Origin of the sequence: Pseudomonas versuta, from assembly GCF_001294575.1 — a bacterium.
Lineage (GTDB): Bacteria > Pseudomonadota > Gammaproteobacteria > Pseudomonadales > Pseudomonadaceae > Aquipseudomonas > Aquipseudomonas versuta.
The window spans coordinates 2,478,657-2,500,839 of record NZ_CP012676.1 but is presented as its reverse complement, the minus strand read 5'-3'; the positions used below and the strand labels follow the sequence as shown (position 1 = coordinate 2,500,839).

The 22,183-nt window shown below is 59.1% G+C and carries 23 protein-coding genes and 1 pseudogene; 13 read left to right on the top strand and 11 right to left on the bottom strand.

Annotation, left to right across the window (positions count from 1 at the left end):
- The first annotated feature begins 10 nt into the window (after window positions 1-10).
- The gene (locus tag AOC04_RS10955) at window positions 11-1,162 is read left to right on the top strand and encodes an OmpA family protein (RefSeq protein WP_060693279.1); all 1,152 of its coding nucleotides are present in this window, start codon (window positions 11-13) and stop codon (window positions 1,160-1,162) included.
- 121 nt (window positions 1,163-1,283) lie between these two features.
- Window positions 1,284-1,448, top strand: coding sequence for an ATP-binding protein (locus AOC04_RS23475; RefSeq protein WP_082363696.1), 165 nt, complete (start codon window positions 1,284-1,286; stop codon window positions 1,446-1,448).
- 43 nt (window positions 1,449-1,491) lie between these two features.
- On the opposite strand, the gene AOC04_RS10950 is transcribed toward AOC04_RS23475, so the two are convergent.
- Together AOC04_RS10950 and AOC04_RS10945 are read right to left on the bottom strand one after the other, a co-directional pair.
- A complete protein-coding gene (locus tag AOC04_RS10950) occupies window positions 1,492-1,815 on the bottom strand; it encodes a hypothetical protein (protein WP_060693277.1) in 324 nt (107 codons plus the stop codon).
- 170 nt (window positions 1,816-1,985) lie between these two features.
- A complete protein-coding gene (locus tag AOC04_RS10945; protein ID WP_060693275.1) occupies window positions 1,986-2,996 on the bottom strand; it encodes a zinc-binding dehydrogenase in 1,011 nt (336 codons plus the stop codon).
- A gap of 389 nt (window positions 2,997-3,385) precedes the next feature.
- Here AOC04_RS10945 and AOC04_RS10940 point away from each other — a divergent pair, with 389 nt between their 5' ends.
- From AOC04_RS10940 to AOC04_RS10920, 5 genes and pseudogenes are all read left to right on the top strand, one after another.
- A complete protein-coding gene (locus AOC04_RS10940) occupies window positions 3,386-4,075 on the top strand; it encodes an HAD-IA family hydrolase (RefSeq protein WP_060693273.1) in 690 nt (229 codons plus the stop codon).
- Window positions 4,076-4,252: 177 nt separating this feature from the next.
- Window positions 4,253-4,447, top strand: a pseudogene (locus AOC04_RS10935) (M24 family metallopeptidase); the annotation flags it as partial.
- Between the two features lie 23 nt (window positions 4,448-4,470).
- A complete protein-coding gene (locus tag AOC04_RS10930) occupies window positions 4,471-4,824 on the top strand; it encodes a gamma-glutamylcyclotransferase family protein (protein WP_060693269.1) in 354 nt (117 codons plus the stop codon).
- A gap of 167 nt (window positions 4,825-4,991) precedes the next feature.
- Window positions 4,992-5,372, top strand: coding sequence for a RidA family protein (locus AOC04_RS10925; protein ID WP_060693267.1), 381 nt, complete (start codon window positions 4,992-4,994; stop codon window positions 5,370-5,372).
- A gap of 28 nt (window positions 5,373-5,400) precedes the next feature.
- Window positions 5,401-5,862 (top strand): Lrp/AsnC family transcriptional regulator, encoded by a 462-nt coding sequence (locus tag AOC04_RS10920; RefSeq protein ID WP_060693265.1) that lies wholly within the window; start codon window positions 5,401-5,403, stop codon window positions 5,860-5,862.
- Window positions 5,863-6,912: 1,050 nt separating this feature from the next.
- Here the strand turns inward: AOC04_RS10920 and metC are convergent.
- Together metC and AOC04_RS10910 are read right to left on the bottom strand one after the other, a co-directional pair.
- The gene (metC, locus tag AOC04_RS10915) at window positions 6,913-8,082 is read right to left on the bottom strand and encodes a cystathionine beta-lyase (RefSeq protein ID WP_237178909.1); all 1,170 of its coding nucleotides are present in this window, start codon (window positions 8,080-8,082) and stop codon (window positions 6,913-6,915) included.
- A gap of 179 nt (window positions 8,083-8,261) precedes the next feature.
- Complete coding sequence (locus tag AOC04_RS10910; RefSeq protein WP_060693261.1) at window positions 8,262-9,179, bottom strand: LysR family transcriptional regulator; 918 nt, start codon at window positions 9,177-9,179, stop codon at window positions 8,262-8,264.
- Window positions 9,180-9,308: 129 nt separating this feature from the next.
- On the opposite strand from AOC04_RS10910, the gene AOC04_RS10905 reads away from it, so the two are divergent.
- Complete coding sequence (locus AOC04_RS10905; protein ID WP_060693259.1) at window positions 9,309-9,737, top strand: (R)-mandelonitrile lyase; 429 nt, start codon at window positions 9,309-9,311, stop codon at window positions 9,735-9,737.
- Between the two features lie 296 nt (window positions 9,738-10,033).
- Window positions 10,034-12,154 carry a TonB-dependent receptor family protein gene (locus AOC04_RS10900; protein WP_060693257.1) on the top strand — a complete coding sequence of 707 codons (2,121 nt, stop codon included), beginning with the start codon at window positions 10,034-10,036 and terminating at the stop codon, window positions 12,152-12,154.
- Window positions 12,155-12,169: 15 nt separating this feature from the next.
- Here the strand turns inward: AOC04_RS10900 and pcp are convergent, their stop codons facing one another.
- Genes pcp through AOC04_RS10885 form a run of 3 tightly spaced genes read right to left on the bottom strand, consistent with a single transcriptional unit; the run spans window position 12,170 to window position 14,498 of the window.
- Complete coding sequence (gene pcp / locus AOC04_RS10895) at window positions 12,170-12,811, bottom strand: pyroglutamyl-peptidase I (protein WP_060693255.1); 642 nt, start codon at window positions 12,809-12,811, stop codon at window positions 12,170-12,172.
- 8 nt (window positions 12,812-12,819) lie between these two features.
- Window positions 12,820-13,770 (bottom strand): DUF979 domain-containing protein, encoded by a 951-nt coding sequence (locus tag AOC04_RS10890; protein ID WP_060693253.1) that lies wholly within the window; start codon window positions 13,768-13,770, stop codon window positions 12,820-12,822.
- Complete coding sequence (locus AOC04_RS10885) at window positions 13,767-14,498, bottom strand: DUF969 domain-containing protein (RefSeq protein ID WP_060693252.1); 732 nt, start codon at window positions 14,496-14,498, stop codon at window positions 13,767-13,769. The genes AOC04_RS10890 and AOC04_RS10885 overlap by 4 nt, the downstream gene beginning before the upstream one ends.
- Before the next feature lie 309 nt (window positions 14,499-14,807).
- Between AOC04_RS10885 and AOC04_RS10880 the strand changes: the two genes are divergently transcribed.
- Window positions 14,808-15,728 (top strand): LysR family transcriptional regulator, encoded by a 921-nt coding sequence (locus AOC04_RS10880; protein WP_060693250.1) that lies wholly within the window; start codon window positions 14,808-14,810, stop codon window positions 15,726-15,728.
- Between the two features lie 788 nt (window positions 15,729-16,516).
- Here AOC04_RS10880 and AOC04_RS10875 read toward each other — a convergent pair.
- A complete protein-coding gene (locus AOC04_RS10875; protein ID WP_060693248.1) occupies window positions 16,517-17,710 on the bottom strand; it encodes a methionine gamma-lyase in 1,194 nt (397 codons plus the stop codon).
- Window positions 17,711-17,834: 124 nt separating this feature from the next.
- Here AOC04_RS10875 and AOC04_RS10870 point away from each other — a divergent pair, with 124 nt between their 5' ends.
- Window positions 17,835-18,305: an Lrp/AsnC family transcriptional regulator gene (locus tag AOC04_RS10870; RefSeq protein WP_060693247.1), complete on the top strand. Its 471-nt coding sequence runs from the start codon at window positions 17,835-17,837 to the stop codon at window positions 18,303-18,305.
- Window positions 18,306-18,402: 97 nt separating this feature from the next.
- The gene (locus AOC04_RS10865; protein WP_060693245.1) at window positions 18,403-18,936 is read left to right on the top strand and encodes a DUF3087 family protein; all 534 of its coding nucleotides are present in this window, start codon (window positions 18,403-18,405) and stop codon (window positions 18,934-18,936) included.
- Window positions 18,937-19,010: 74 nt separating this feature from the next.
- On the opposite strand, the gene ppnN is transcribed toward AOC04_RS10865, so the two are convergent.
- On the bottom strand, window positions 19,011-20,384 hold the full coding sequence (gene ppnN, locus AOC04_RS10860) for a nucleotide 5'-monophosphate nucleosidase PpnN (RefSeq protein ID WP_060693243.1): 1,374 nt from the start codon (window positions 20,382-20,384) through the stop codon (window positions 19,011-19,013).
- Between the two features lie 297 nt (window positions 20,385-20,681).
- On the opposite strand from ppnN, the gene AOC04_RS10855 reads away from it, so the two are divergent.
- The gene (locus AOC04_RS10855) at window positions 20,682-21,002 is read left to right on the top strand and encodes a YbjQ family protein (protein WP_060693241.1); all 321 of its coding nucleotides are present in this window, start codon (window positions 20,682-20,684) and stop codon (window positions 21,000-21,002) included.
- A 51-nt stretch (window positions 21,003-21,053) separates the two neighbouring features.
- Here AOC04_RS10855 and AOC04_RS10850 read toward each other — a convergent pair whose 3' ends face one another.
- Both AOC04_RS10850 and csrA read right to left on the bottom strand, forming a co-directional pair.
- A complete protein-coding gene (locus AOC04_RS10850; RefSeq protein WP_060693239.1) occupies window positions 21,054-21,590 on the bottom strand; it encodes a DUF1269 domain-containing protein in 537 nt (178 codons plus the stop codon).
- A 285-nt stretch (window positions 21,591-21,875) separates the two neighbouring features.
- Complete coding sequence (csrA, locus tag AOC04_RS10845; protein ID WP_060693238.1) at window positions 21,876-22,070, bottom strand: carbon storage regulator CsrA; 195 nt, start codon at window positions 22,068-22,070, stop codon at window positions 21,876-21,878.
- Window positions 22,071-22,183 lie beyond the last annotated feature (113 nt).

The window sequence follows — 22,183 nt, the reverse complement described above, 5'->3', positions numbered from 1 at the left end:
GGGAAGCTCGATGACAGCGTTATTTGAAATGCGTATCCGTGTGGGTGGCGACCCGCGCGGTTTCAGTGAATTTACCGCGTTACGTGACGAGTTGGCCAAGTTGAGCCATCCGGCGTGCCCGGACGTTGACTGGGCCAGGGTCGAGCAGTTATGCCTGACGTTGTTCCACCACAATGGCGCAGAGCTGCAAACTGTCGTCTCTTTGACCCTGGCCCGCAGCCAGCGCTACGGCCTGGAGGGCATGGCGCAAGGCGTGGCCCTGATCGAGGCGCTGTGCAGTGAATGGCCAGCCCTGTGGCCGCCAATGGTGTCGGTGCGCATGGATATCCTGGCCTGGCTGTTTGACCAGTTGCAGCCATTGCTGCGACGCCAGGAAATCACCTGGCACATGCTGGCCGCGCTTGAGCGCCTGGACAGTGAGCTGCAGCGACTGTCCAGGCGCCTGGAGAGCCTGGGGCAGGTGCCGCTGGTCTCGTTGCAGGCGCTGCGGCACCAGGTTGCCAGCCTGATGCAGCGCCTGCAGCGCAACGGATTGTCGGGGGAGATGTTGCCGGTTTCGACCCGGGCGGTCGAACCGGCGCTGATCATGCCGGCGGTTCCGGTGGTAATCCTGCCTGCCAGCCCTATGCCGCAAGTGCCGCCTGACGCCTGGCTGGCCCGCAAGTACCGCATCGTTCTGTGGCTGCTGGGGCTGGTGGCTGCACTGGCTGTGGCCTGCGGTTTGTGGTGGTGGAGTGTGATGGCCGCTGCCAGCAGCCAGGCCCGGACCGCGCCCGACCCCGTGCGGCTGGACAGCCTGTCGTTGTTTGAAGCCGGCAGTGCCGAGCTCAAGCCCGGTTCTACCAAAGTGCTGATCAATGCCCTGGACAGCATCAAGGCCCAGCCCGGCTGGCGGGTGGTGATCGTCGGGCACACCGACTCCTCGGGTGACGCGCAGCGCAATCTGCAACTTTCATATGCCCGGGCCCTGGCCGTGCGCAACTGGATGCAGCGCATGGGCGATATGCCTGACGATTGCTTTGTTGTTCAGGGCGAGGCCGGCAGGCAACCGATTGCCGCTAATGACAGCGCCCTGGGCAGAGCGGCCAACCGCAGGGTGGATATCCGCCTGGTCGCGCAAGCCGGAGTCTGCGGGCTGCCCTCGGCCCAGGCGGGTATATGAGCGGTAGCGGCTGAGCCCCTGTATTGCGGCCATCCACCGACAGGACTGTGGCCGGCGGCAATTTGAGGCTGTCCACTATGGTATTTCTACTAAAGCCTTCCCGGTTATCTTCGAGCCATTTATGCAGGAGGTGCATGCGGTCGGCTTCAGCGGCTCAGGCCTGGGGATTGGCCTGACGGTGGTCCGCGAACTGGTTGAAGTGCATGACGGTTCAGTCACCGGCAAGAATGAAAGGGACGTCAAGGGCAGTGAATTCGTGGTGAAACTGCCGCTGGTACAGGACTGACCTGTTGCCAGCCCTGACGGGGTAAACGACAGCGCAGCCGCTATCAGCTGACGCCCAGACTCTTGGATAACGTCTGTTCTGCTGCGACGAATGCCGGAGTTTTGCCGGCATCTGCATAGACCTCCTCACCGTCTTCAACCCTTATCACTTCAGTGCCTTGCACATAGGGCATCGATTTCTCTGCTTCCTTGACCGCTGAGTGGATAAGCCCCTCAGTGATGGTCGCTTCATCCAGGCCATAGGCTTGTGCCAGTGCCTTGATCTTGACCAGGTCATGTTTATCGAGGGTCAGGGTGTATTCCACCCGTTCGCCGGATTCCCGGGCTTTAGATTCCCAGTTGCTGAGCATGTGCTTGAAGGTGTCCATGAAGTGCGCCCCGGTTGACTGTAGATACGTGCAGTATCTGACTGTAGCTGGAGAAATAGGTTCGGTGGGCAGCCAGCCCCTGACCCGGGCAGGACAAACCCTTGTGGGAGCTGGCTTGCCAGCGCTGCGGCTTTGCAGCGCCCACAGGTGCAACAGGGAGCAGCCGGCTTTTACGCCTGCGGCAAAACAGGCGTTGAAGGGGGCAGGCAGGCGATCCACTTGCCACCGGCGCCTTTTTTCAGTTCCTGCAAGGCCTGCGGCAATTGCTGGAAATCAAAAGTCTGCAGTCCGGGGCCAGACAGACTGCCTTCCAGCAGGGCGCCCAGCAGTCGTTCGCCGTTGTGGCGCAGTTGCTGGCGATCATTGAGACCGGCATGGGCGTGAAAACTGTTGAGCGCCACTTCATGCAATGAAATCGCTGTGCTGAAGGCCGGTAATGGCGCAACGTCCTGACGATCCTGAATGCACACCAGGTGCCCGTTGTAACCCAGCATCGGTGCCAGAGTGGCAGCGTGCGCGCCGCTGACGGTATCGAATATCGCGTGCAATCTGCGTTCGCCCAACGTCGTTTGCAGGGCGTGCTGCCAAGTGTCCTGTCGGTAATCAAACACCCCGGCGGCACCCAGTGTCTTCAGGCTGGCATGGTGCGCTGCAGACGCCGTGGCCCAGACCCGAAAGCCACGTTGTACCGCGAGTTGAACCAGAAACAGGCCGACAGCGCCTCCGGCCCCCACCACCAGTACGTCGCTGGATGTGGCTGGCGGTATTTTTTCCAGTGCCTGCCAGGCGGTCAGGCCGGGGCAGGGCAGTGCCGCGGCATGGCAGTCATCCAGGGCCGCAGGCACCAGCAGGACGCTGGCCGCCTCAAGCATGCAGTACTCGGCGAAACTGCCGTCGCGCTCCAGTGACTGGTGATACGCCACCCGGGTGCCCGGTTTGATGTTTACACCGGTACCTGCAGCCACCACCACCCCCATTCCGTCCACGCCCGGTACACGACCGGTTTGCCACGCAGGGTGACCGCCCTCAATGATTTTCCAGTCCACCGGGTTCAATGCAATGGCGCGGTTGGCAACCAACACTTCGCCTGCGGCGGGCTGTAAAAGCGGTTTGCGGATCAGCTGTAAACCGTCGATACCTTTACCCGGGTTCCAGGCCCAGGCAGCAAAATCAGTATTCATGATGACTCCTTCTATGGGTTCAATGCGGGCCGCATGCCAACAGGGTAGTGTCTGCGCCGGCGATGCCTGGAAACACAGTGATTGCAGAATTACTGTTTTGCCTGCCAGTCATTAATCCGCCGGTGCCATCAGTGCCCATATGGGCTTGATGGTGATTAGCTGACGAGCACTGCTACGCCCCCATCGCTGGCAAGCCAGCTCCCACAGGTCAGCATTGCCAGGTAAATCCAGAGTTCACCACGCCCTTGCAGGAGCTGGCTTGCCAGCGATGGGGGCGCGCAATTTGCTAGCGGCCAGGGCGATACTTATTTCTCTTGCCGCTGGCATTCGGGCAAGCCGGGCCGTTATTGTGCTGAATCCTTTTAGTCCCTTGCCATGGATTTGTTGTGATGAACGTACCGCGCACTGCTGTCGGCCCGATCAAGGCCGTGATTTTCGATATGGACGGATTATTGCTGGATACCGAGGGTATCTACAGCGAAGTGACACAGATCATCGCTGCACGTTACGGCCGAACCTACGGCTGGGACATCAAGCAGCAAATCATCGGTCGCGGTGCCCGGGACCTGGCCGCGATTCTGATCAAGGCCCTGGAATTGCCGCTCACGGTGGACGAGTTTCTGCTCGTGCGCGAACCGCTGCTGAGCGAGCGTTTCCCCAAGGCCCTGGGCATGCCGGGCGCCGAAGCGCTGGTGCGGCACTTGCAGGCGCATAAGATCCCGATTGCAGTGGGCACCAGTTCGTCGCGCGATTCCCTTGCGCACAAGACCATCTTGCACCGCGAATGGTTTGAACTGTTCGACACCATTGTGACCGCCGACGATCCTGAGGTCGGCGCGGCCAAACCGGCCCCCGATATCTTTCTGACGGCTGCCCGGCGTCTGGGCGTTGCACCTGAAGATTGCCTGGTGTTCGAGGATTCGCCCTTTGGCGTGACCGCCGCCAAGGCCGCAAACATGGCCGCCATTGCGGTGCCCGATGAGGCCATGGCCGACAGCAAATACCATCACGCCGACCAGATTTTGCGCCAGCTGGCGGATGTTGATCTCGCCGCCTATGGCTTGCCGCCATTGCGCTGAGAGATCGGCATTGGGGTTGATCGAGTAGGCAGCAAAACATTCTGATATCGGCGTTCAGGGACATCGCTATATAGTTATAGATATAGCGATTGACCCCGTGGATACAGGAGTAACGCCGTGGTTGCACAACCCAAAGAGGCCGTAGGCCCCAGCTACAACATTGAGTCCATGCGTCTTGCTCAGGCGATGGGCTGGGTCTTGAACCTCAATATCAAGGACCACCGGGTCAGCGATTTCCCCCATGCCGTTCACCGGGGCGGTGACCTGAGGGATTTTGAACATTACCCCAATCAAGGGCTGTGGATTCTGGAAATCCAGATTGCCCACCCGGACCTGCCTTCCGGCGCATTTTTTGAAGACTTGCTGGCCTGACCAACCGTTTTTACTGGAGACCCATGATGCAAACCACAGTTAACCCGGTGCTGCTTTTTTCCTATGGCACCTTGCAGGACCCGGCCGTGCAACTGGCCAATTTTGGTCGCGAACTGGCAGGCCAGGCGGATCAGATGACCGGCTACAAGCAGTCATGGGTCGAGATCACCGACCCGCAGGTTCTCGCCACCAGCGGCAAGACCCATCATCCCATCGTGAGTGTCAGCACCAACCTTGATGACCGGGTGGCGGGCATGGTGTTCCGGCTATCGGAGCAGGAACTGGCTGCGGCAGATGCCTACGAAGTGGCGGACTATCAGCGAGTTGCTGTAGCGCTGGCGTCCGGGCTCACGGCCTGGGTGTATGTGAAGGCCTGATCAGGGCAGGCCATGTCTGCAACAGACATGGCCTGCCGCGCGCCGCTGTTCATTGCCGGCCCCGGGGTTTAGCCATGCGGATATTCGGGCTGAATCAGCAATGACGCACGCAGAGGCTGTAAACTGTGGCGCTTCAACGTGACAGCCCCCTACAAAAAGAGATTTACATGGCCAACCAGGACATCACCTTTACCCCCGATCCAGACACCCAGTCGATCTCCTCCGACGTGGCCGGTTTTGCCGGTTTGCTGGTTTCCACCCAGATCCCCACCCGCGCCGATGGCAGCCTGGAGCTGGGTGATATCACCCAGCAGAGCGAGTGCACGCTGCAAGCGCTGAAGGTCGCGCTGGAACGCGCGGGCAGCTCCATGGACCGGGTCATGCATCTGACCATTTACCTTACCGACATGGCCGATCGCGCGGCTTTCAACGAGGTCTACAAACGTTTCTTTGCCAAGCCGTGGCCGGTACGCGCTGCTGTGGGTGTGGCCGCACTGGCAGTCGCAGGCATGCGTGTAGAAGTGACCGCAATGGCAGCCAAGGGCTGAACAGTCCCCTCGCAAGGTAAAGACCCCCATGGACAAGCTTGACCGGGCAATTCTGCAAATTCTGCAAACCGACTGCACTCGACCGGTGGCCGAGATTGCCGATCAGATCGGTCTGGGCAGTACGGCCTGCTGGCGGCGGATTCAGAAGCTGGAAGAGTCCGGAGTGATCCGCGCCCGGGTCGCCTTGCTGGACGGCCACAAACTCAATGTCGGGGTTGTGGTGTTCGTGTCGATCAAAACCACGCAACACAATGCTGACTGGCTGGCGCAGTTTCACGCCGCCGTCTCGGCAGTGGATGAAGTGGTGGAGGTTTACCGGATGGCGGGTGACACGGATTACCTGTTGCGGGTGGCAGTCCCTGATGTGGCGGCCTATGACGGGGTGTATAAACAGCTGATCCGCATCCCGGGCCTGGCCGACATCAGTTCGAGTTTTTCCATGGAACAAATCAAATATTCCACGCGATTGCCCCTGCGCTATGCGCCATAACTACAGGCGCGGGGTTGCCGCCCCGTGGATGTTTGGTGGTGCGTAGTCGCTGACGAGGGACGAGGCTGCGATGGGCTGCGTAGCAGACCTCGTGGCCCTGCGGTCTTTCTCGCAGTCTCGTTGCACTCGCCAGCGACTACAGGCTTCGGGTGGTAGCGAGCGTGACTGTCGCTGCGCAACCGGACGTAGCCTTCGGCAAATGCTACGAAAAACGGGAGTTGTAGTCGCTGACGAGGGACGAGGCTGCGATGGGCTGCGTAGCAGACCTCGTGGCCCTGCGGTCTTTCTCGCAGTCTCGTTGCACTCGCCAGCGACTACAGGCTTCAGGTGGTAGCGAGCGTGACGGTCGCTGCGCAACCGGACGTAGCCTTCGGCAACTGCTACGAAAAACGGGAGTTGTAGTCGCTGACGAGGGACGAGGCTGCGATGGGTTGCGCAGCAGACCTCGTGGCCCTGCGGTCTTTCTCGCAGTCTCGTTGCACTCGCCAGCGACTACAGGCTTCGGGTGGTAGCGAGCGTGACGGTCGCTGCGCAACCGGACGTAGCCTTCGGCAAATGCTACGAAAAACGGGAGTTGTAGTCGCTGACGAGGGAGGAGGCTGCGATGGGCTGCGTAGCAGACCTCGTGGCCCTGCGGTCTTTCTCGCAATCTCGTTGCACTCGCCAGCGACTACAGGCTTCAGGTGGTAGCGAGCGTGACGGTCGCTGCGCAACCGGACGTAGCCTTCGGCAACTGCTACGAAAAACGGGAGTTGTAGTCGCTGACGAGGGACGAGGCTGCGATGGGTTGCGCAGCAGACCTCGTGGCCCTGCGGTCTTTCTCGCAGTCTCGTTGCACTCGCCAGCGACTACAGGCTTCGGGTGGTAGCGAGCGTGACGGTCACTGCGCAACCGGACGTAGCCTTCGGCAACTGCTACGAAAAACGGGAGTTGTAGTCGCTGACGAGGGACGAGGCTGCGATGGGCTGCGCAGCAGACCTCGTGGCCCTGCGGTCTTTCTCGCAGTCTCGTTGCACTCGCCAGCGACTACAGGGTGTTTGGCGGTATGGGTCAGGCCACCGCTACACAGCATTTTCCAAAGGCGATATCCAGGGCCCGGTGGAAGTCTTCGATCAGGTCGTCGATGTGTTCCAGGCCGGCATGCACCCGGATCAAATAGCCTTCGTCGGCCTGTCGGGCGCAACTGCGCACAGGCTGGCCAACCGGGACTACCAGGCTCTCGAAGCCGCCCCAGGAAAGCCCGATCCCGAACAGTTTCAAATTATCAAACAGGCGCCCCAGCACGGCTGTGTCCCCGGTATTGACCCGTATTGAAAACAGGCCGCTGGCGCCCAGAAAATCCCGCTTCCAAAGGTCGTGCCCGGGGTCGTTGGCAAGGGCCGGGTGCAACACTTGGCTAACGCCCGGGTGCTCGCTCAGGCTTTGCGCCAGTGCCACGCCGCTGCGCCAGTGCTGTTGCAGCCGGATCGGCAGGGTGCGCAAGCCGCGCAGTGCCAGAAACAAGTCGTCCGGGCTGGCGGTCTGTCCAAAATCATGGGCCCCGGCTTTAAGGATTTCCCAGGCCCTGCGGTTGGCGGTGGCCGTGCCCAACAGGGCGTCCGAGTGGCCGACGATATATTTGGTCGCCGCTTGAATCGACACATCAACCCCATGTTCAAACGGCTTGAAGTACAAGGGGGAGGCCCAGGTATTGTCGAGCAGCACAAAGGCGCCTGCCTCATGGGCCGCCGCGCTGATTGCGGGCAGGTCCGCCACCTCGAACGTCAGTGAGCCCGGTGACTCGGCAAAGACCACCCGGGTGTTGGCGCGCATGAGTGCAGCAATCCCGGCGCCGATCAGCGGTGAGAAATATTCGACGTCAACTCCCAGGCGGCTCAGCACGTTGCTGGCAAACGAGCGTGTGGGGCCGTAGATGTTGTCAGTCATCAGTACATGATCGCCAGCACTGACAAAAGCCAGCAGGGCATGCGTGCAGGCCGCCAGGCCCGAAGGGAAAACCAGGCAACCATGACCCCCTTCCAGCTCGGCCATGGCCTGTTCGAACGAACGGGTGGTGGGAGTGCCGAAGCGTCCATAGTTGGAATAAGGATTGCCATTTTTTTTGCTCGCCTCCCAGCTGGCGAAGCTGTCCGCCAGGACGGTCGAACCGCGAAAAATCGGGGTGTTGACCAGCCCGCCGAAGGCCTGCGGGGTTCTTCCGGCGTGTATGTAGCGAGTCATGGCGTCATGCATTGCGGCGGTACCTTCCTGCAAAGTGTGAGGAAAATGGTACCGGCTATTGCAGCGAAAAATATTGAATGTTTTTGTCTGTTCTAGTGTATTTGTAAAATATTATTCGATTAAAAAGTCAATAAGTAGAAAATAAAACTGTCTATTCAGGGTATGGCCGGATTTTAATTTCATTGGCGTGCACGGCTTCGACCAGAGGGGGTATCTGCTTTCAACGCCTGGACCACCAGAGACACCGCTTGTGAGGCCTGTCGCCGGCTCGGGTAAAAAAGGTGGTAGCCGGTATAGGTCGGGAACCAGTCTTCAAGTACCCAGTTCAGCCTTGCGTCATCGACATGGGCCCTGGCCAGTTCATAGGGCAGGTAGGCCAGGCCAAAACCGTCGAGGGCGGCCTCGAGCATCTCGTAGGTACTGTTGAATACCAGTTGGCCAGCCACCCGCACCTGCAGTTCACGACCGTCTTTGCTCAACTCCCACGGCATCAGCGAGTCCCGGGTTGGTAAACGCAAATTGATGCAGTTGTGACGGGTCAGGTCCTGGGGTGTCGTGCAGGGACCCTGCGCGGCCAGATAGCCTGGAGCACCGACAATGGCCATGGTCTGATCGGGGCTGATGCGTGCGGCGATCATGTCTTTCTCGACCTGGTCGCCCAGACGGATGCCGATGTCGTAGCTGTCTTGCACGATGTCCGAAAGCCCGTAATCGTTGATCAGCTCGACGTGGATATCCGGGAACTCGCGTAACAGGGGCTTGAGTCGGGGCCACAGGTAAACCCGGGTAACATAGTCGGTCGTGGTGATTCGTACGGTGCCTGCCGGTCGGTCCCGCAGATCACTCAATGCTTCAAGCTCGGCATCGATTTCTTCGAAGCGCGGCGCAACGGTCGCCAGCACTCTGCGCCCGGCCTCTGTCATCGAAACACTGCGCGTGGTGCGGGTCAGCAGGAGCAGGCCCATTCTTTTTTCCAGCGCGCCGATCGTGCGGCTCAACGCCGACTGGGAAACCCCCAGTTGCGCGGCGGCGCGGGTGAAGTTGCGCTCGCGGGCGACAATCATGAAGGCCAGCAAATCGTTAAGGTTTTCTCGCATTGATGCTCCATTGCATAAGTGCATGCCGATTTTGCCATCTAATCATAGGCCGGGCTGGTCTATACAGTAAGGGCATCAACTGGCCTGAACGGGCTGCAACCTACTTGAATCGGCTAGAGGAAAACCGCAATGGAACTCAAACGTGTTGGCTCACAACCTTCGGTTAAAGGCCCCGAGGCCTGGTTCACCGGCACTGTTCGCATCGATCCGCTGAACACTGCGCCAGAACCTTCGCGGGTTTCGGTGGCCAGCGTGACATTTGAACCGGGGGCCCGGTCCGCCTGGCATACCCATCCGCTGGGGCAGACCCTGGTTGTGACAGCCGGCTGTGGCTGGACCCAGTGTGAAGGCGAGCCGATTGTGGAAATCCGCGCCGGTGACGTCATCTGGTGCCCCCCCGGACACAAACACTGGCACGGCGCTTCGCCAACCACCTCGATGACTCATATTGCAATTCAGGAGGCGCTGGACGGCGTGGCCGTGGTCTGGCTGGAAAAGGTCACCGATGAGGAGTATTTCGCCGGGACGGCAACGGCCGGTCACGCCCACAGCCATTGATATTGTGCACTTGTAACCCTGCTGCGGCCGCCCGCACTACCCCGGGCGGTCGTCTATCAATGGCTCAGACCGTTATAAGTACTGTGCAAACTCCCGGGCAACGGAGCGCATGAAGTGCCAACTGTTCTGCGCTGTACAGTTGTTTTACAAAGTGTCGGATTGAGTGGATTCAACCCCGCTTTAGTTAACGTATTTGCCGGTTATTTAGCTGGCATGAACCCTGCAAAGTTGATGTTCGAGCGCGACTATACCAATAGATGCTCCAACTAATTAACTGAGTCAGGGGTGTTGAATTGATGTGGCGAAAGTTCGAGAAACGCGCTCAGCGTCTTAATACGTTAGCAACGGCGTCCAGCATGGGCATGTTGCTGATGCTGGTTCAGGGTACGGCTATGGCAGCCCAGGAGACGGCCGCCAACCAGGGCCCGACACTGGACACGGTGGTGGTCACCGGTGCTCAGGCATCCGGGGCGCTGAAGGCTGAAAAGGCGTTGAAAAAAGTTGCGGGCAACACCGCGGTGGTGGACAACCACGAGGTGGAACGCGGGCGTGCGGCCAATGCCGAGGACGTTCTGGCCCTGCAGCCCGGAGTCTTCGCCCAGGCCACCAGCGGCTCGGGAGCGAACAAGATTTCGATTCGCGGCTCGGGCCTCAACACCTTCTATCAAGGGTACGTACTGGGGATCAAATTCCTCTATGACGGCCTTCCGCTCACCGGGCCGGGCGGTACCCAGGAGGACATGCTGGACATGGCTTCGGTGGATCACACCGAGGTGCTGTATGGCGCCAATGCCTATCTGTACTCCGCGTTGTCGCTGGGCGGCGCGATCAACTTTGTGAGCAAGACCGGGCGTACCGACCCGGGCAACTATGCACGCCTGGAGGCCGGCAGTTTCGGCTATCGCAAACAGCAACTGAGCACCGGCGGGGTAGTGGGTGACAGCGACTATTACGTGAGTGTGTTGCACAACCAGCGCGACGGCTATCAGGACGATACTTCCAACAAGGGGCAGGGGCTGGTTGCCAACTTCGGTCACGTGTTCAGTCCCAAACTCGAGACCCGTTTCTTCCTGCGTTATCGCGAAGAGACCCTGACCCAGGGCAATCCTTTAACCAAGTACCAACTCAAACATGACCCTACAAGCAACGATGTTCCCACCGGGCGCAAGAAGGACGGATCGACCCTGCTGGGCAGCAAAACCACCTACACCTTTGATGACAATGCCAAGCTGGAAGTAGGGCTGGGCTATAACGATTACCCGCTGTTGAACGGCTGGCGCTACAGCGCTACGCCCCAGGACTGGCGCTCCACGGATCTGAACCTGACCCTGCGCTATCTGCGCACCGGCGATACTTTCCTCGGCCTGCCCAGCGACAGCAGCGTGACCTTCAGCACGACCCGGGCCTGGCTGGCGGATGTTAAATCGCACTTCAGGGACACCGGCAACACGCAACAAAAAACCGATTACACCGGCTCGCGCGACACGGTCTTTTCGCTGGGTAACGAGCTGCAACTGGGTGAGCGCACCTGGCTTTCCAGCGGCCTGTCGTGGATCGATATCAAGCGTAAGGCCGACATCAAATACACCACTGCGGTCAACACCAGTGAGTTCCCCAGCGGGGTTGATTACAGCGAATACGACCTGGCTCCGCGCCTTGGCTTGCGCTATCAGCTGACACCGGAGTTTGAACTCTTTGGCAACGTCAGCCGTTCCGTTGATCCGCCGGTGACCTGGCAACTGGGCAGCACCGGCACCCCCTATATTCGCGATGTCCGGCCGCAAAAGGCCAATACCCTGGAGTTTGGCATTCGCGGCGGACATGGCATTTTTGACGGCAGCCTGACGGTCTATCGGTCGTGGGTACACAAGGAGCTGCTGTCGGTGGTAGTACGCCCGGCGAGCGCAACCGAGGATCAGTTGATTGCCACCTCAAACGCCAGTCCGACGATTCATCAGGGGATAGAAGCAGGGCTTAATGCATTGCTCTGGGAGAATCAGAATGGCGACAGCATTGCGCTGCGCCAGGCCTATACCTATAACGATTTCCACTACCGCAACGATCCGGTGTTTGGTGACAATCAACTGCCGGGGCTGCCGCGCCAGGTGTATCAGGCCGAGCTGCAGTATCGGCAATCTGCAGGCTTTTACGCGCAACTCAATGCCCGCGCCGCTTCCAGCTATTACGTCGACTTTACCAATACCCTTGGCGCGCCGTCCTATGTGGTCTGGGGGGCGAAGGTGGGCTACGAGGCGCCGAGCAAAAAGTGGGAGGTGTTTGTTGATGCGCGTAACTTGACCAACCAACACTACGCCACGGCTGCCAACACCACGTATGACGCCAAGGGTCAGGACTCGGCGAATTTCTTCCCCGGTGACCCGTTCAACGTCACCACGGGTGTGGCGTTCCACTTTTAGCCGCGCAACCCTCTGTCAGCTCACCTGGCCGCCGGTTTCGAGCACGTCGTGCTCGGTGTTCAGCGCCGTTATCAGCGCGATACGCAGCCCTTGAACCATCGTCTCCAGTGCCATGGACGGCACCCCGGTTTCCAGCGCTTGCTGCGCCAGCGCAGGGATATGGATAAAGCCACTGCGTACTCCCGAGCCTGCCAGTGCGTGCTGCAAGCTGTAGAACACCTGATTGCAGACAAAGGTGCCCGCCGTATGTGACACCGAGGCACCAATGCCGGCAGCCTGGATTGCCCGCACCATGGCCTTGATCGGCAAGGTACTGAAATACGCCGCAGGCCCTTGCGCCACCACCGGCGTGTCGATCGGCTGCAGGCCCAGGTTATCGGGGATCCGCGCGTCGTTGAGGTTGATCGCCACCCGCTCGACCGACACGTCGGCACGCCCGCTGGCCAGCCCTACGGCAATCACCATCTCGGGTTTGTACTCATCCAGAAACCCGGCAAGCCGGGCCGGCGCTTCGGCGAAAGCGCAGGGCAACTGGCGGGCGACGATGCGCACATCATCGCTGAGTAAAATACCGTCCAGAAGGCGCACGGCCTCCCAGGACGGGTTGATCGTATCTTGGTCGAACGGTTCAAAACCGGTCAGCAGCACGGTGCGCATGGCGGGCCTCACATCAACAGATAAAGCAGGACGATATTGACCACCAGCATCAGCAGCGCCGTTGGCATCTGGGCCTTGATCACGGCGTATTTGTCCGGCAGTTCCAGCAGGGCGACGGGCACGATGTTGAAGTTGGCCGCCATCGGCGTCATCAGGGTGCCGCAATAACCGGAAAACATGCCGATCGCTGCCATGACTGCCGGGTTGGCATCGTAGATCCCCACCAGAATAGGTACACCGACACCGCCGGTCATCACCGGGAATGCAGCAAAGCCGTTACCCATGATCACGGTAAACAGGGCCATGCCCAGTACGTACACCATCACCGCCACCAGGCGATAGTCCATGTTGATGTAGGCGGTGGTGACGTGGGCGACAGCGGCGCCGACCCCGGCGTCATTGAACAGCAGGCCGAGCATGGCCAGCATTTGCGGCAGCACCATGGTCCAGCCAAGGGCTTCGGTCAGACGCCGGGATTCGCGCAAGCCCTGTAGCGGTGTGTCGCGGGTCAGAATGCAAGCCAGGAGCAATGCCACCATGCAGCCGATGCCCAGCGACACGAAGGTGGTGTTCTTCGGGTCGAGCAGCGGTACGCCGCCGATCTGCACGTTTTTGAGCAGGACCGAGCCAATGACCGTTACCAGCGGAATCGACAGCGCCGGGATAAACAGCTTGTGGCCCAAACGGCCGGCGCTGGCCCGTGCCGCTTTGACATGCAGTTCGGCATGGGCCCCGCGACCGACACCGCCGATGCCGGCAATAACCGCCATGACCAGTACCCCGACACCGACCACGAACGGCGAAAGCCGGTCGCCAATCAGAAAGACCAGCGCGAACAGTGCCCAGAACAGGCTGCTGGTCCAGCGCTTGGGGTGGGTGCGGTCAGTCGCAATCATGCCTGCGGTGATCAGCAGCAGCACGCCGGCCAGCCAGTAGAAATACTCGATAGAAATAATCATCGTGCCAGCTCCTGCGCCGCGTCAGCATCGGCCTGGGCCACTTCGGCCATGCTGCGTGAGAGCATCAGGTCGAAGCGATACAGGCGCAATGCATGAATGATAAAGGCGCAAATGGCGGTCGGGATGCCCCAGAAGGCGATGTGCAGCGGCTCGACATCCAGCCCCGAGCCCAGCAGGAAGGTATGCATCAGGGCGATTGCACCAAAGGCGACGAAAATGTCTTCGCCAAAGAACAGACCGATGTTATCGGTGGCGGCGCACATGGCCAGCACCTTGTGTCGCACCTTGTCCGGCAGCTTGCCGTATTTATTTTCGGCAGCGCCTTCGGCCATGGGCGCGAGCAACGGGCGCACCATTTGTGGATGGCCGCCCAGGCTGGTCAGGCCCACCGCAGCGGTCGCCTCGCGCACAAACAGATACATGATCAGCAGCCGCCCGACCGTCGCCCGCTGGAAGCTGGCGATCCAGTTTTGCGCATGCAGGCGCAAACCATGACGTTCCAGCAGGCCGATCACGGCCAGGGGTAATAGCAGAATCAGTTGCAGGGCGCGGGTCTGGAGAAAGCCTTCGCCCATCAGGGTGATGATTTTTTCCAGCGGGAAATGGGCCGCAAGGCCGGTGACGATAGCCGCCGCGCTCACCACCAGCAGTGGGTTAAAGCGCAGTACAAAGCCCGCGATGATGACGAGCACGCCAATCAGGGGCCATAGATTTACGACGGTTTGCATGAAGGGAAATCCCTTAGCTGAATGCCGCAGCACCAGGGCAGGCTGGTACGGGCAAGGCGAAAGCGGTCTGGCGCACTTTCGCAAAATCGGTACGCTGCCGGACTCAGCGTGTTTTTTTATTTTTGATGCCCGATGAGGGAGCATCATTGACCGATATGGTTGGTGGCTTTGAGCGACGCGTCCAGTCAATAAAAGTTGTCACGGCTGAACAAAAAAGTTTTGCCAATCACCGACTTAAGCCGACTGGATTGAGTTCGCGGCAAAGGTTTAGAGTGGCGCACTTGTTTCGGTCCGGAGAAAACCCCCTTAATGAATATGCGTTTTCTTCTTACATTCGTCTGGGTGGCGCGTCTTGGCAGTTTTCGCCTGACCGCGGAAAAGCTTTCAACCACCCAGGCGGCGATATCCAGTCGCATTTCAGTGCTCGAAACCGAGCTGGGTGTGCAGTTGTTCCAGCGCGATTCGCGTGGGGTGAACCTGACGCGCGAGGGCCACAAGGTGCTGGGGTACGCCGAGGAAATGCTCGCGACCCAGCAACGCCTGCATCAGTCCCTTGGCCTGGCCGACAGCTTTGCCGGGCGCTTGCGTATCGGGGTCATGGACACCGTGATTCACAGTTGGCTGAGCGAGTTGATCAGCGCCCTTAGCCGCGACTACCCGCAGGTCGAAGTCGAGCTGACTGCCGATACCGCGCTGAACCTGGGCGAGCAATTGCTCAAAGGCCAGCTGGACCTGATTTTCCAGACGGATCTGCTACGGGCGGACGGGGTGCGCAACCTGCAACTGGCCAGTTACCCCCTGAGCTGGGTCGTGGCCCGTAATGGCGCACTGGATCGCAGTTACACCAGCCTGGCGGACCTGTGTCAGGAGCGGCTACTGACCTTCTCCCGGCACTCGCGACCGCATCAGGACATGCTCAACTTTCTGCATCAGCAAGGCATCCCGGCGCCGCGGATCAGCTGCATCAATTCGGTGGCAGCCATTATCAAGCTGGTCGCCGACGGATTCGGCATTGGCGCCTTGCCGCCGGTACTGGTCAGCCGTGAATTGCAGAGCGGGGCGATGATCGCCTTGGCGATCGAGACTGCGCCGGGTTTTTCGGTATACGCCAGTTGGCGCGCGGGGGCGGGCCTGGAGCTGAACGAGGCGGTGGTAAACCTGAGCCAGGCAGTCGTGGCCGAGTATCAGCGCAGCGTGTTACCGGCGCACTTCATATTGCCGAGCAACTGATCCGTATTTTTTCACGTTATCTGCGACTGTTATGTGTGCAGTTCGCAGCGCAGAATTCCCACCAACTTTTCGAGACAGGCGAGAACATCAGCCCCGGTGATCACTTGAGAGGGTGTCATCTGAAGTTCTGCACCTGTTTTATTACGAACGTTTGAGGGCAATTGTTATGGGCAAGATGGCATGGTTTTTAGGCGGCTTTTTGGTGTTGACCATTGGCATCGGCATCCTGGCGACGATCCCGCCGGGTTGAGCCAGCACCGGGCCACATCTCACGAGGCTTTCGTAGCCGCTGGCGAGTGAAACGAGACTGCGTCGGTGTGGCGCGGTTCTTCAGATAAACCCTGCACGGTGGATTACGATCGCTTCGCAATCGGACGTAGCCTGCGGCAACTGCTACAGAGAACGGGCATTTCTTGTCGCTGACGAGGCTGCGAGCCGTTTGCTGAGCCGAACAGCTCGCAGCCTCGTACCTCGTCAGCGACTACTGTGCCAAATATCCTGTAGCCGCTGGCGAGTGAAACGAGACTGCATCGGCGTGGCGCGGTTCTTCAGAAAAACCCTGCTCTGTGGATTATGATCGCTTCGCAATAGCTCGCAGCCTCGTACCTCGTCAGCGACTACTGTGCCAAATATCCTGTAGCCGCTGGCGAGTGAAACGAGACTGCGTCGGTGTGGCGCGGTTCTTCAGATAAACCCTGCACGGTGGATTACGATCGCTTCGCAATCGGACGTAGCCTGCGGCAACTGCTACGGATAACGGGCATTTCTTGTCGCTGACGAGGTACTGTTCAGGCTTTCAGTGCCTGCTCGATATCCGTCAGCAAATCGGCAAGGTCTTCCAGGCCGATTGCCAGGCGTACCAGCCCTTCGGAAATATCATGCCGCGTCCGTTCTTCCGGGGTGTAGGTGGAGTGGGTCATGCTCGCGGGATGTTGCGCCAGTGACTCCGCGCCGCCCAGGCTGACTGCGCGGCTGAACAGTTGCAGCGCGTTCATGAAGCGCTGGCCGGCAGCAAGGCCGCCCTTGAGTTCAAAGGCAATCATGCCCCCCGGCAGTTTCATTTGCCGGGAGGCCAGTGAGTGCTGTGGGAAAGAGGGCAGGCCGGGGTAGGCGACCCATTCCACTGCCGGGTGATCCTGTAAAAAACCGGCTATCACGCGAGCACTGCTGCAATGGCGGTCCATGCGCAGGGCCAGGGTCTTGAGGCCACGCATCAGCAGATACGCATCCTGGGGCGACATCACAGCTCCGGTAAGGTCCTTGAGGCCTTGCAGGCGAATCCGGTCAGCCAGGGCCTGACTGGTAACGACGATGCCCGCGGTAATGTCGCTGTGCCCGCTGAGGTACTTGGTGGCTGAATGCACCACCACATCGGCGCCCATTTCCAGCGGCCGCTGCAGGTACGGGGTGCAGTAGGTGTTGTCGATGACCACGACAATGTCCGGGTGCTGATGGGCAATCCCCGAGACGGCAGCGATATCCACCAGCTTCATGTTCGGGTTGGCCGGTGTTTCGAAGTAGATCATGCGCGTTGCCGGGCCGATCGCTGCTTCAAGCTCGGCCAGGTCGGACATGTCGACATGCTTGACCTTGACCCCGAATTCGCCGATGCCGTGGTGTAACAGGGCAAAGGTACAGCCGTATAACGTGCGGTTGACGATGATTTCATCGCCGGGCCGCAGCAGGGTCCAGAAGGTTGAGGCAATAGCCCCCATGCCGGAGCTGAATGCCACGCCTGCTTCGCCGTTCTCCAGGGCCGCCATGCGCGATTCAAGCAGGGCCAGGGTCGGGTTGGAGATGCGGGTGTAGAAATGCCCGCTTTGTTCCCCGGCAAAACAGGCCGCGCCGTATTCGACGGTGGCAAAGGCGAAGGTGGAGGTCAGGTAAATCGGGGGGATCAACGCGCCGTTATTCTGCAATGGGTCGTAGCCGTGATGAATCGCACGGGTAGAAAAGCCGAAGTTATTCTTGTTGTCAGTCATGGCGGACTCTCCAATATTTCCTCCGATGCTATGCTCAAAAACAACGATAAAAATTCCAAACTGGCCAGCCAAACAGAGATTTATTGGCACAAAAGCCAGCCACGCTGAAAGCTGGAGGCAAATTATGCCAATTGCTCTGGATCGGACCGATAAAGCTTTGCTCAACGCCCTGCAAGGCAACGCACGCTTGACCATCGCCGAGCTGGCCGAGAAGGTTTCGTTGACCACGTCACCCTGTTGGCGAAGGGTCAAGTTACTGGAGGACAGCGGGCTGATCAGCGGCTATCAGGCGGTTCTCTCGCCCAAGGAGTTGGGTTATGGGGTGACGGCTTTCGTGAGCCTGATGATGGCTTCGCACACCAGGGAAATGGCCAGGAACTTTGAACAGCGTTTGCTGGATATACCCGAGATTATCGCCTGCCATAACATCTCGGGTCGTTACGACTTCTTGCTTGAAGTGGTGGCCAAAGACCTGGAGTCCTTCGGTGAATTTGCCCGCGAGGTATTGCAAACCTTGCCTGCGGTAAAGGAAATCTATTCAAGCTTCTCGTTCAAGTCGGTCAAGCCGTATCGAGTGATCCCGATGCTGCCCTGACGGCAAATGATCACGTGCGGCGAATGGTTGAGTCCCCCGACCCTTCAGGCGCGCATAATGCCGGTTTTCATAATCAGCCAGGAGTCTTGAGACAGTGATGTTTGAAATAAAACCGGTCAGCCCCGAAGTTTATCGCCAGAAAACCCGACGCAGCACTCTCTACATCGCGTTGACCTTTGCGGCGTTGGCGCTACTGGTGTCCGGGCTGGCAGTGGGGCTGATGGGAGTGGAGGGGGGGGATAATTTTCGTTTGAATCTGGCAGGCGTCATGGTGGCCCTGATCATGACCATTGCCCTGGTGAGGTTCAATTTCTGGTCGCAGCCCTGGATGGCACCGGCGGTGTATGGCTGGCAGCTCAAGCGCAGCCTGATGAAAGTCACCAACGTCATGCACCATGTGACGGCAGGAGTCATGGCCGGCGATGTGACGGCCATGAAGCTGTTGCGCTTTTATCATCTGGGCGTGACCCAGATGTACCAGCTGGACGCTAACTCCAGTGCGTTGAGCCAGATGGTTCACGAGATTGATCTGCACAAGGCGCGCCTGGAGGCGCTTGGCATCGAGACGGAGCAGACCCGGCTGGATCCTGCCTGGCTGGAGGCGGTCAAACAGTTTGCGCCGTTGAAATGATCCGTTGACGGGCAAGCCAGGCGAGGCGAGTGGTCATGCGCCTTTTTTCGCTCGGCGTGCCCTTCGGGACAGGTTTAGCTGACTACGCGATAGCAGGGCACATAGTCCGCGCCGCCCGGCAGTTTCATGCGGTGCTGCTCAACAAATGCGTGCAGCAATTTATCCAGCGGTTTCATGATTGCAGGGTCACCGTGAATTTCGTACGGGCCGTGCTGTTCGATCAGGTGAATGCCTTTCTCTTTCACGTTGCCCGACACAATCCCGGAAAAAGCCTGACGCAGGTTGATCGCCAGTTCATGGGCAGGCATGTCGCTGCGCAATTTCAGGCTGGCCATATTGGCGTGGGTCGGCTCGAACGGACGCTGGAACCCCTCATCAATTTTCAATAGCCAGTTGAAGTGGAACGCATCATTGCGCTCGCGGCGGAACTTTTTCACCGCCTTGAGACCCGAGGTCATTTGCCGGGCCACTTCGGCCGGGTTGTCGATGATGATCTGGTAATGGGTCTGCGCCGATTCACCCAGCGTGGCGCCGACAAATTCATGCAGCTGCTGCAGATAAGGGGCTGCTTCCTTGGGACCGGTCAGGATGACGGGGAAGGGTACATCGCTGTTATCCGGGTGCATCAGGATGCCCAGCAGATACAGGAACTCCTCGGCAGTCCCGGCGCCGCCCGGGAAAATAATCACGCCGTGGCCTACCCGCACAAAGGCCTCAAGGCGTTTTTCGATGTCCGGCAGGATCACCAGTTCGTTGACGATAGGGTTCGGCGCTTCGGCAGCGATGATGCCCGGTTCGGTCAGCCCCAGATAACGCCCGCCCGTCAAACGTTGCTTGGCGTGGGAGATAGTGGCGCCCTTCATGGGGCCCTTCATTACGCCCGGCCCGCAGCCGGTGCAAATGTCCAGACTGCGCAGGCCCAGTTCGTGGCCGACCTTTTTGGTGTACTTGTATTCTTCGGTATTGATCGAGTGCCCGCCCCAGCACACAACAATCTTGGGATCTACCCCAGGGCGCAGGGTGCGGGCATTGCGCAGTAGGTGGAATACGTAGTCAGTGATGCCTGCAGAGGAACTCAGGTCGATGCGCGGGCTGTCCAGGCCGCTTTGGGTGTAGACAATGTCTCGCAGGGCGCTGAACAGCATCTCGCGAGTACTGGCAATCATTTCACCATCAACGAATGCATCCGCCGGCGCATTGAGCAGCTCGAGGCGAACACCACGGTCTTGCTGATGAATCCGCACCTCGAAATCCTGATACGCCTCAAGGATGGTTTTAGCGTTATCGACCTGGGCCCCTGTATTGAGAATCGCCAGCACGCATTGGCGAAACAGTGTGTAACTGCTGCCTGAGCCGACTTCGCTCAGTTGCTGGACTTCACGTTGCGATAGCGTCTCCAGGCTGCCTTTAGGGCTGACCGAAGCGTTGATGACTTGTCTTTGAACCATTGTGGGCTTCCTGTAAGCGGGATCGAAATAAGGCTTGGCGCAGCTATTGAGTGCATATCAGGCATCTGCATCTGCCGAGCGAGAGGTCCCAACTCTTACGTCTTTAGATTTATTCGCTTTAAGCATAGTCGCCCCGGAAGAGGCTGGTTACCGCTGTGGCTACAGTAACACTGCCGGCGCATAAGGCCAGTGTCGCCCTGTTTAGAGCGGTGAAGGCAGTAAAGACAGTGGTCGATGAGTTAATCTTTTGCAGATTGTGAGACCGCTGTCTCACTCGCGAATGCCATGAGGAACGCCATGATTATCACCACCACCCACAGTGTTGAAGGCCGCCAGATCACCGAGTACCTGGGAGTGGTCAGTGCCGAGTCGGTACACGGCATCAATGTAGTGCGGGATTTTTTTACCGGGGTGCGGGATTTTTTCGGTGGGCGCTCTCAGACCCTGGAGCGGGCATTGAAAGAAGCGCGTGCCGAGGTCACGGATGAAATCCGCGACAGGGCGAGGGACTTGCGGGCAGATGCCATTGTCGGGCTGGATTTCGAAATCAGCATGCCTTCTGGCCGTGGCGGGATGCTGGTGGTGTTTGCCACCGGGACGGCAGTGCGCCTGGGCTGAAATCCGGCACCCTGAAGGCTGCCGGATTGCGGATACAACCCGAATGAGGCTTTAGAGAGTTGTGCCCACGGCCGTGGTTTTGGACAGCGCGTCCTGCAGCTTCTGTTCTTGTTCAGGGGACAGGGAAGTGCGCAGAACCTTGCCTTTAAAATCCGAGTCTTCAAGTTCCTGCAGCACTTTTTCCGGCTGGAATTTGCGCAGCAGCAAGAACAGGGCCGAGGAGTCATTCGGGATGGTTTCACTCAGGGACTTGATGAAGTCGTCATCAATCCCGTAATCGCTCAACGAACCTGAGAGTGCGCCGGTGCCTGCGCCCAGGGCGCCGCCAATGGCAAAGCCTGCCAGCGGGTTGAGAAACAGCAACCCCACCAGCGCGCCCCAAAGGCCGCCGGTGACCAGACCGGAAGTAGCCCCCAGGGCGGTCAGATTGACGCTTTGTTTGATATGGATTTTGCCTTCGGCGTTACGTACGACGATGACCGCATCTTCCAGCTCTACCAGGTGCTCTTTGCTCAGCGAAACCATTTTGGTGAGGGCGCGATCTGCAACTTCGGTATCTGAAAATCCCACAACGATTAAATCGGACATGTCTTTCATTCCTTGACGGTACAGGTCCAGCCCTTTGCCGGGCTGACATTAGGAGGCGTTTTTCAAGCCCTCATCTTTGCAGTGACTCAGTCTGTCTTGAGCTTTCTACGCGGATTGAGCGTGGTCGCAAACCTTGGAACGGTCAAGTTGGCAGGATTAATCTTTCAGTGAACAGGGAGTATTGAGCAAGGAAGGGGGCGTGACGGTGTCATCCGCAGGTCTTGAATTGAGGAGGGCTGGCCGGGCAGCCCTGACACTCACTCCAAGGGCTGGTGCCTCGGATGCTTATGGTTGATCGTTTTTGTCTGCGGCAGTCAGGCCGGCCTGAATGCGCTGATAAATTTCTTCACGGTGCACAGCGACATCTTTCGGCGCGTTGATGCCGATTCTGACCTGTTGTCCGCTGACCCCTAAAATAGTGATCGTAATATCGTCACCGATGTTTATGCTTTCACCAACTTTGCGGGTGAGAATCAGCATTTTTTTCTCCTTGATGGCTTTGTAAGGCACGTCTCTGAGACGGTGCGGCTTAGTTCATGACTACAGAATACTGCTAAGTGGGCATAAATGCGCCGCTCATTACTGACGTCATC

What these genes read in the sequence shown, in the direction of transcription:
- AOC04_RS10955 (WP_060693279.1), top strand. Translation starts at nt 11, where the DNA reads ATGACAGCGTTATTTGAAATGCGTATCCGTGTGGGTGGCGACCCGCGC.
- AOC04_RS23475 (WP_082363696.1), top strand. Translation starts at nt 1,284, where the DNA reads ATGCAGGAGGTGCATGCGGTCGGCTTCAGCGGCTCAGGCCTGGGGATT.
- AOC04_RS10950 (WP_060693277.1), bottom strand. Translation starts at nt 1,815, where the DNA reads ATGGACACCTTCAAGCACATGCTCAGCAACTGGGAATCTAAAGCCCGG.
- AOC04_RS10945 (WP_060693275.1), bottom strand. Translation starts at nt 2,996, where the DNA reads ATGAATACTGATTTTGCTGCCTGGGCCTGGAACCCGGGTAAAGGTATC.
- AOC04_RS10940 (WP_060693273.1), top strand. Translation starts at nt 3,386, where the DNA reads ATGAACGTACCGCGCACTGCTGTCGGCCCGATCAAGGCCGTGATTTTC.
- AOC04_RS10930 (WP_060693269.1), top strand. Translation starts at nt 4,471, where the DNA reads ATGATGCAAACCACAGTTAACCCGGTGCTGCTTTTTTCCTATGGCACC.
- AOC04_RS10925 (WP_060693267.1), top strand. Translation starts at nt 4,992, where the DNA reads ATGGCCAACCAGGACATCACCTTTACCCCCGATCCAGACACCCAGTCG.
- AOC04_RS10920 (WP_060693265.1), top strand. Translation starts at nt 5,401, where the DNA reads ATGGACAAGCTTGACCGGGCAATTCTGCAAATTCTGCAAACCGACTGC.
- metC (WP_237178909.1), bottom strand. Translation starts at nt 8,082, where the DNA reads ATGACTCGCTACATACACGCCGGAAGAACCCCGCAGGCCTTCGGCGGG.
- AOC04_RS10910 (WP_060693261.1), bottom strand. Translation starts at nt 9,179, where the DNA reads ATGCGAGAAAACCTTAACGATTTGCTGGCCTTCATGATTGTCGCCCGC.
- AOC04_RS10905 (WP_060693259.1), top strand. Translation starts at nt 9,309, where the DNA reads ATGGAACTCAAACGTGTTGGCTCACAACCTTCGGTTAAAGGCCCCGAG.
- AOC04_RS10900 (WP_060693257.1), top strand. Translation starts at nt 10,034, where the DNA reads ATGTGGCGAAAGTTCGAGAAACGCGCTCAGCGTCTTAATACGTTAGCA.
- pcp (WP_060693255.1), bottom strand. Translation starts at nt 12,811, where the DNA reads ATGCGCACCGTGCTGCTGACCGGTTTTGAACCGTTCGACCAAGATACG.
- AOC04_RS10890 (WP_060693253.1), bottom strand. Translation starts at nt 13,770, where the DNA reads ATGATTATTTCTATCGAGTATTTCTACTGGCTGGCCGGCGTGCTGCTG.
- AOC04_RS10885 (WP_060693252.1), bottom strand. Translation starts at nt 14,498, where the DNA reads ATGCAAACCGTCGTAAATCTATGGCCCCTGATTGGCGTGCTCGTCATC.
- AOC04_RS10880 (WP_060693250.1), top strand. Translation starts at nt 14,808, where the DNA reads ATGAATATGCGTTTTCTTCTTACATTCGTCTGGGTGGCGCGTCTTGGC.
- AOC04_RS10875 (WP_060693248.1), bottom strand. Translation starts at nt 17,710, where the DNA reads ATGACTGACAACAAGAATAACTTCGGCTTTTCTACCCGTGCGATTCAT.
- AOC04_RS10870 (WP_060693247.1), top strand. Translation starts at nt 17,835, where the DNA reads ATGCCAATTGCTCTGGATCGGACCGATAAAGCTTTGCTCAACGCCCTG.
- AOC04_RS10865 (WP_060693245.1), top strand. Translation starts at nt 18,403, where the DNA reads ATGTTTGAAATAAAACCGGTCAGCCCCGAAGTTTATCGCCAGAAAACC.
- ppnN (WP_060693243.1), bottom strand. Translation starts at nt 20,384, where the DNA reads ATGGTTCAAAGACAAGTCATCAACGCTTCGGTCAGCCCTAAAGGCAGC.
- AOC04_RS10855 (WP_060693241.1), top strand. Translation starts at nt 20,682, where the DNA reads ATGATTATCACCACCACCCACAGTGTTGAAGGCCGCCAGATCACCGAG.
- AOC04_RS10850 (WP_060693239.1), bottom strand. Translation starts at nt 21,590, where the DNA reads ATGTCCGATTTAATCGTTGTGGGATTTTCAGATACCGAAGTTGCAGAT.
- csrA (WP_060693238.1), bottom strand. Translation starts at nt 22,070, where the DNA reads ATGCTGATTCTCACCCGCAAAGTTGGTGAAAGCATAAACATCGGTGAC.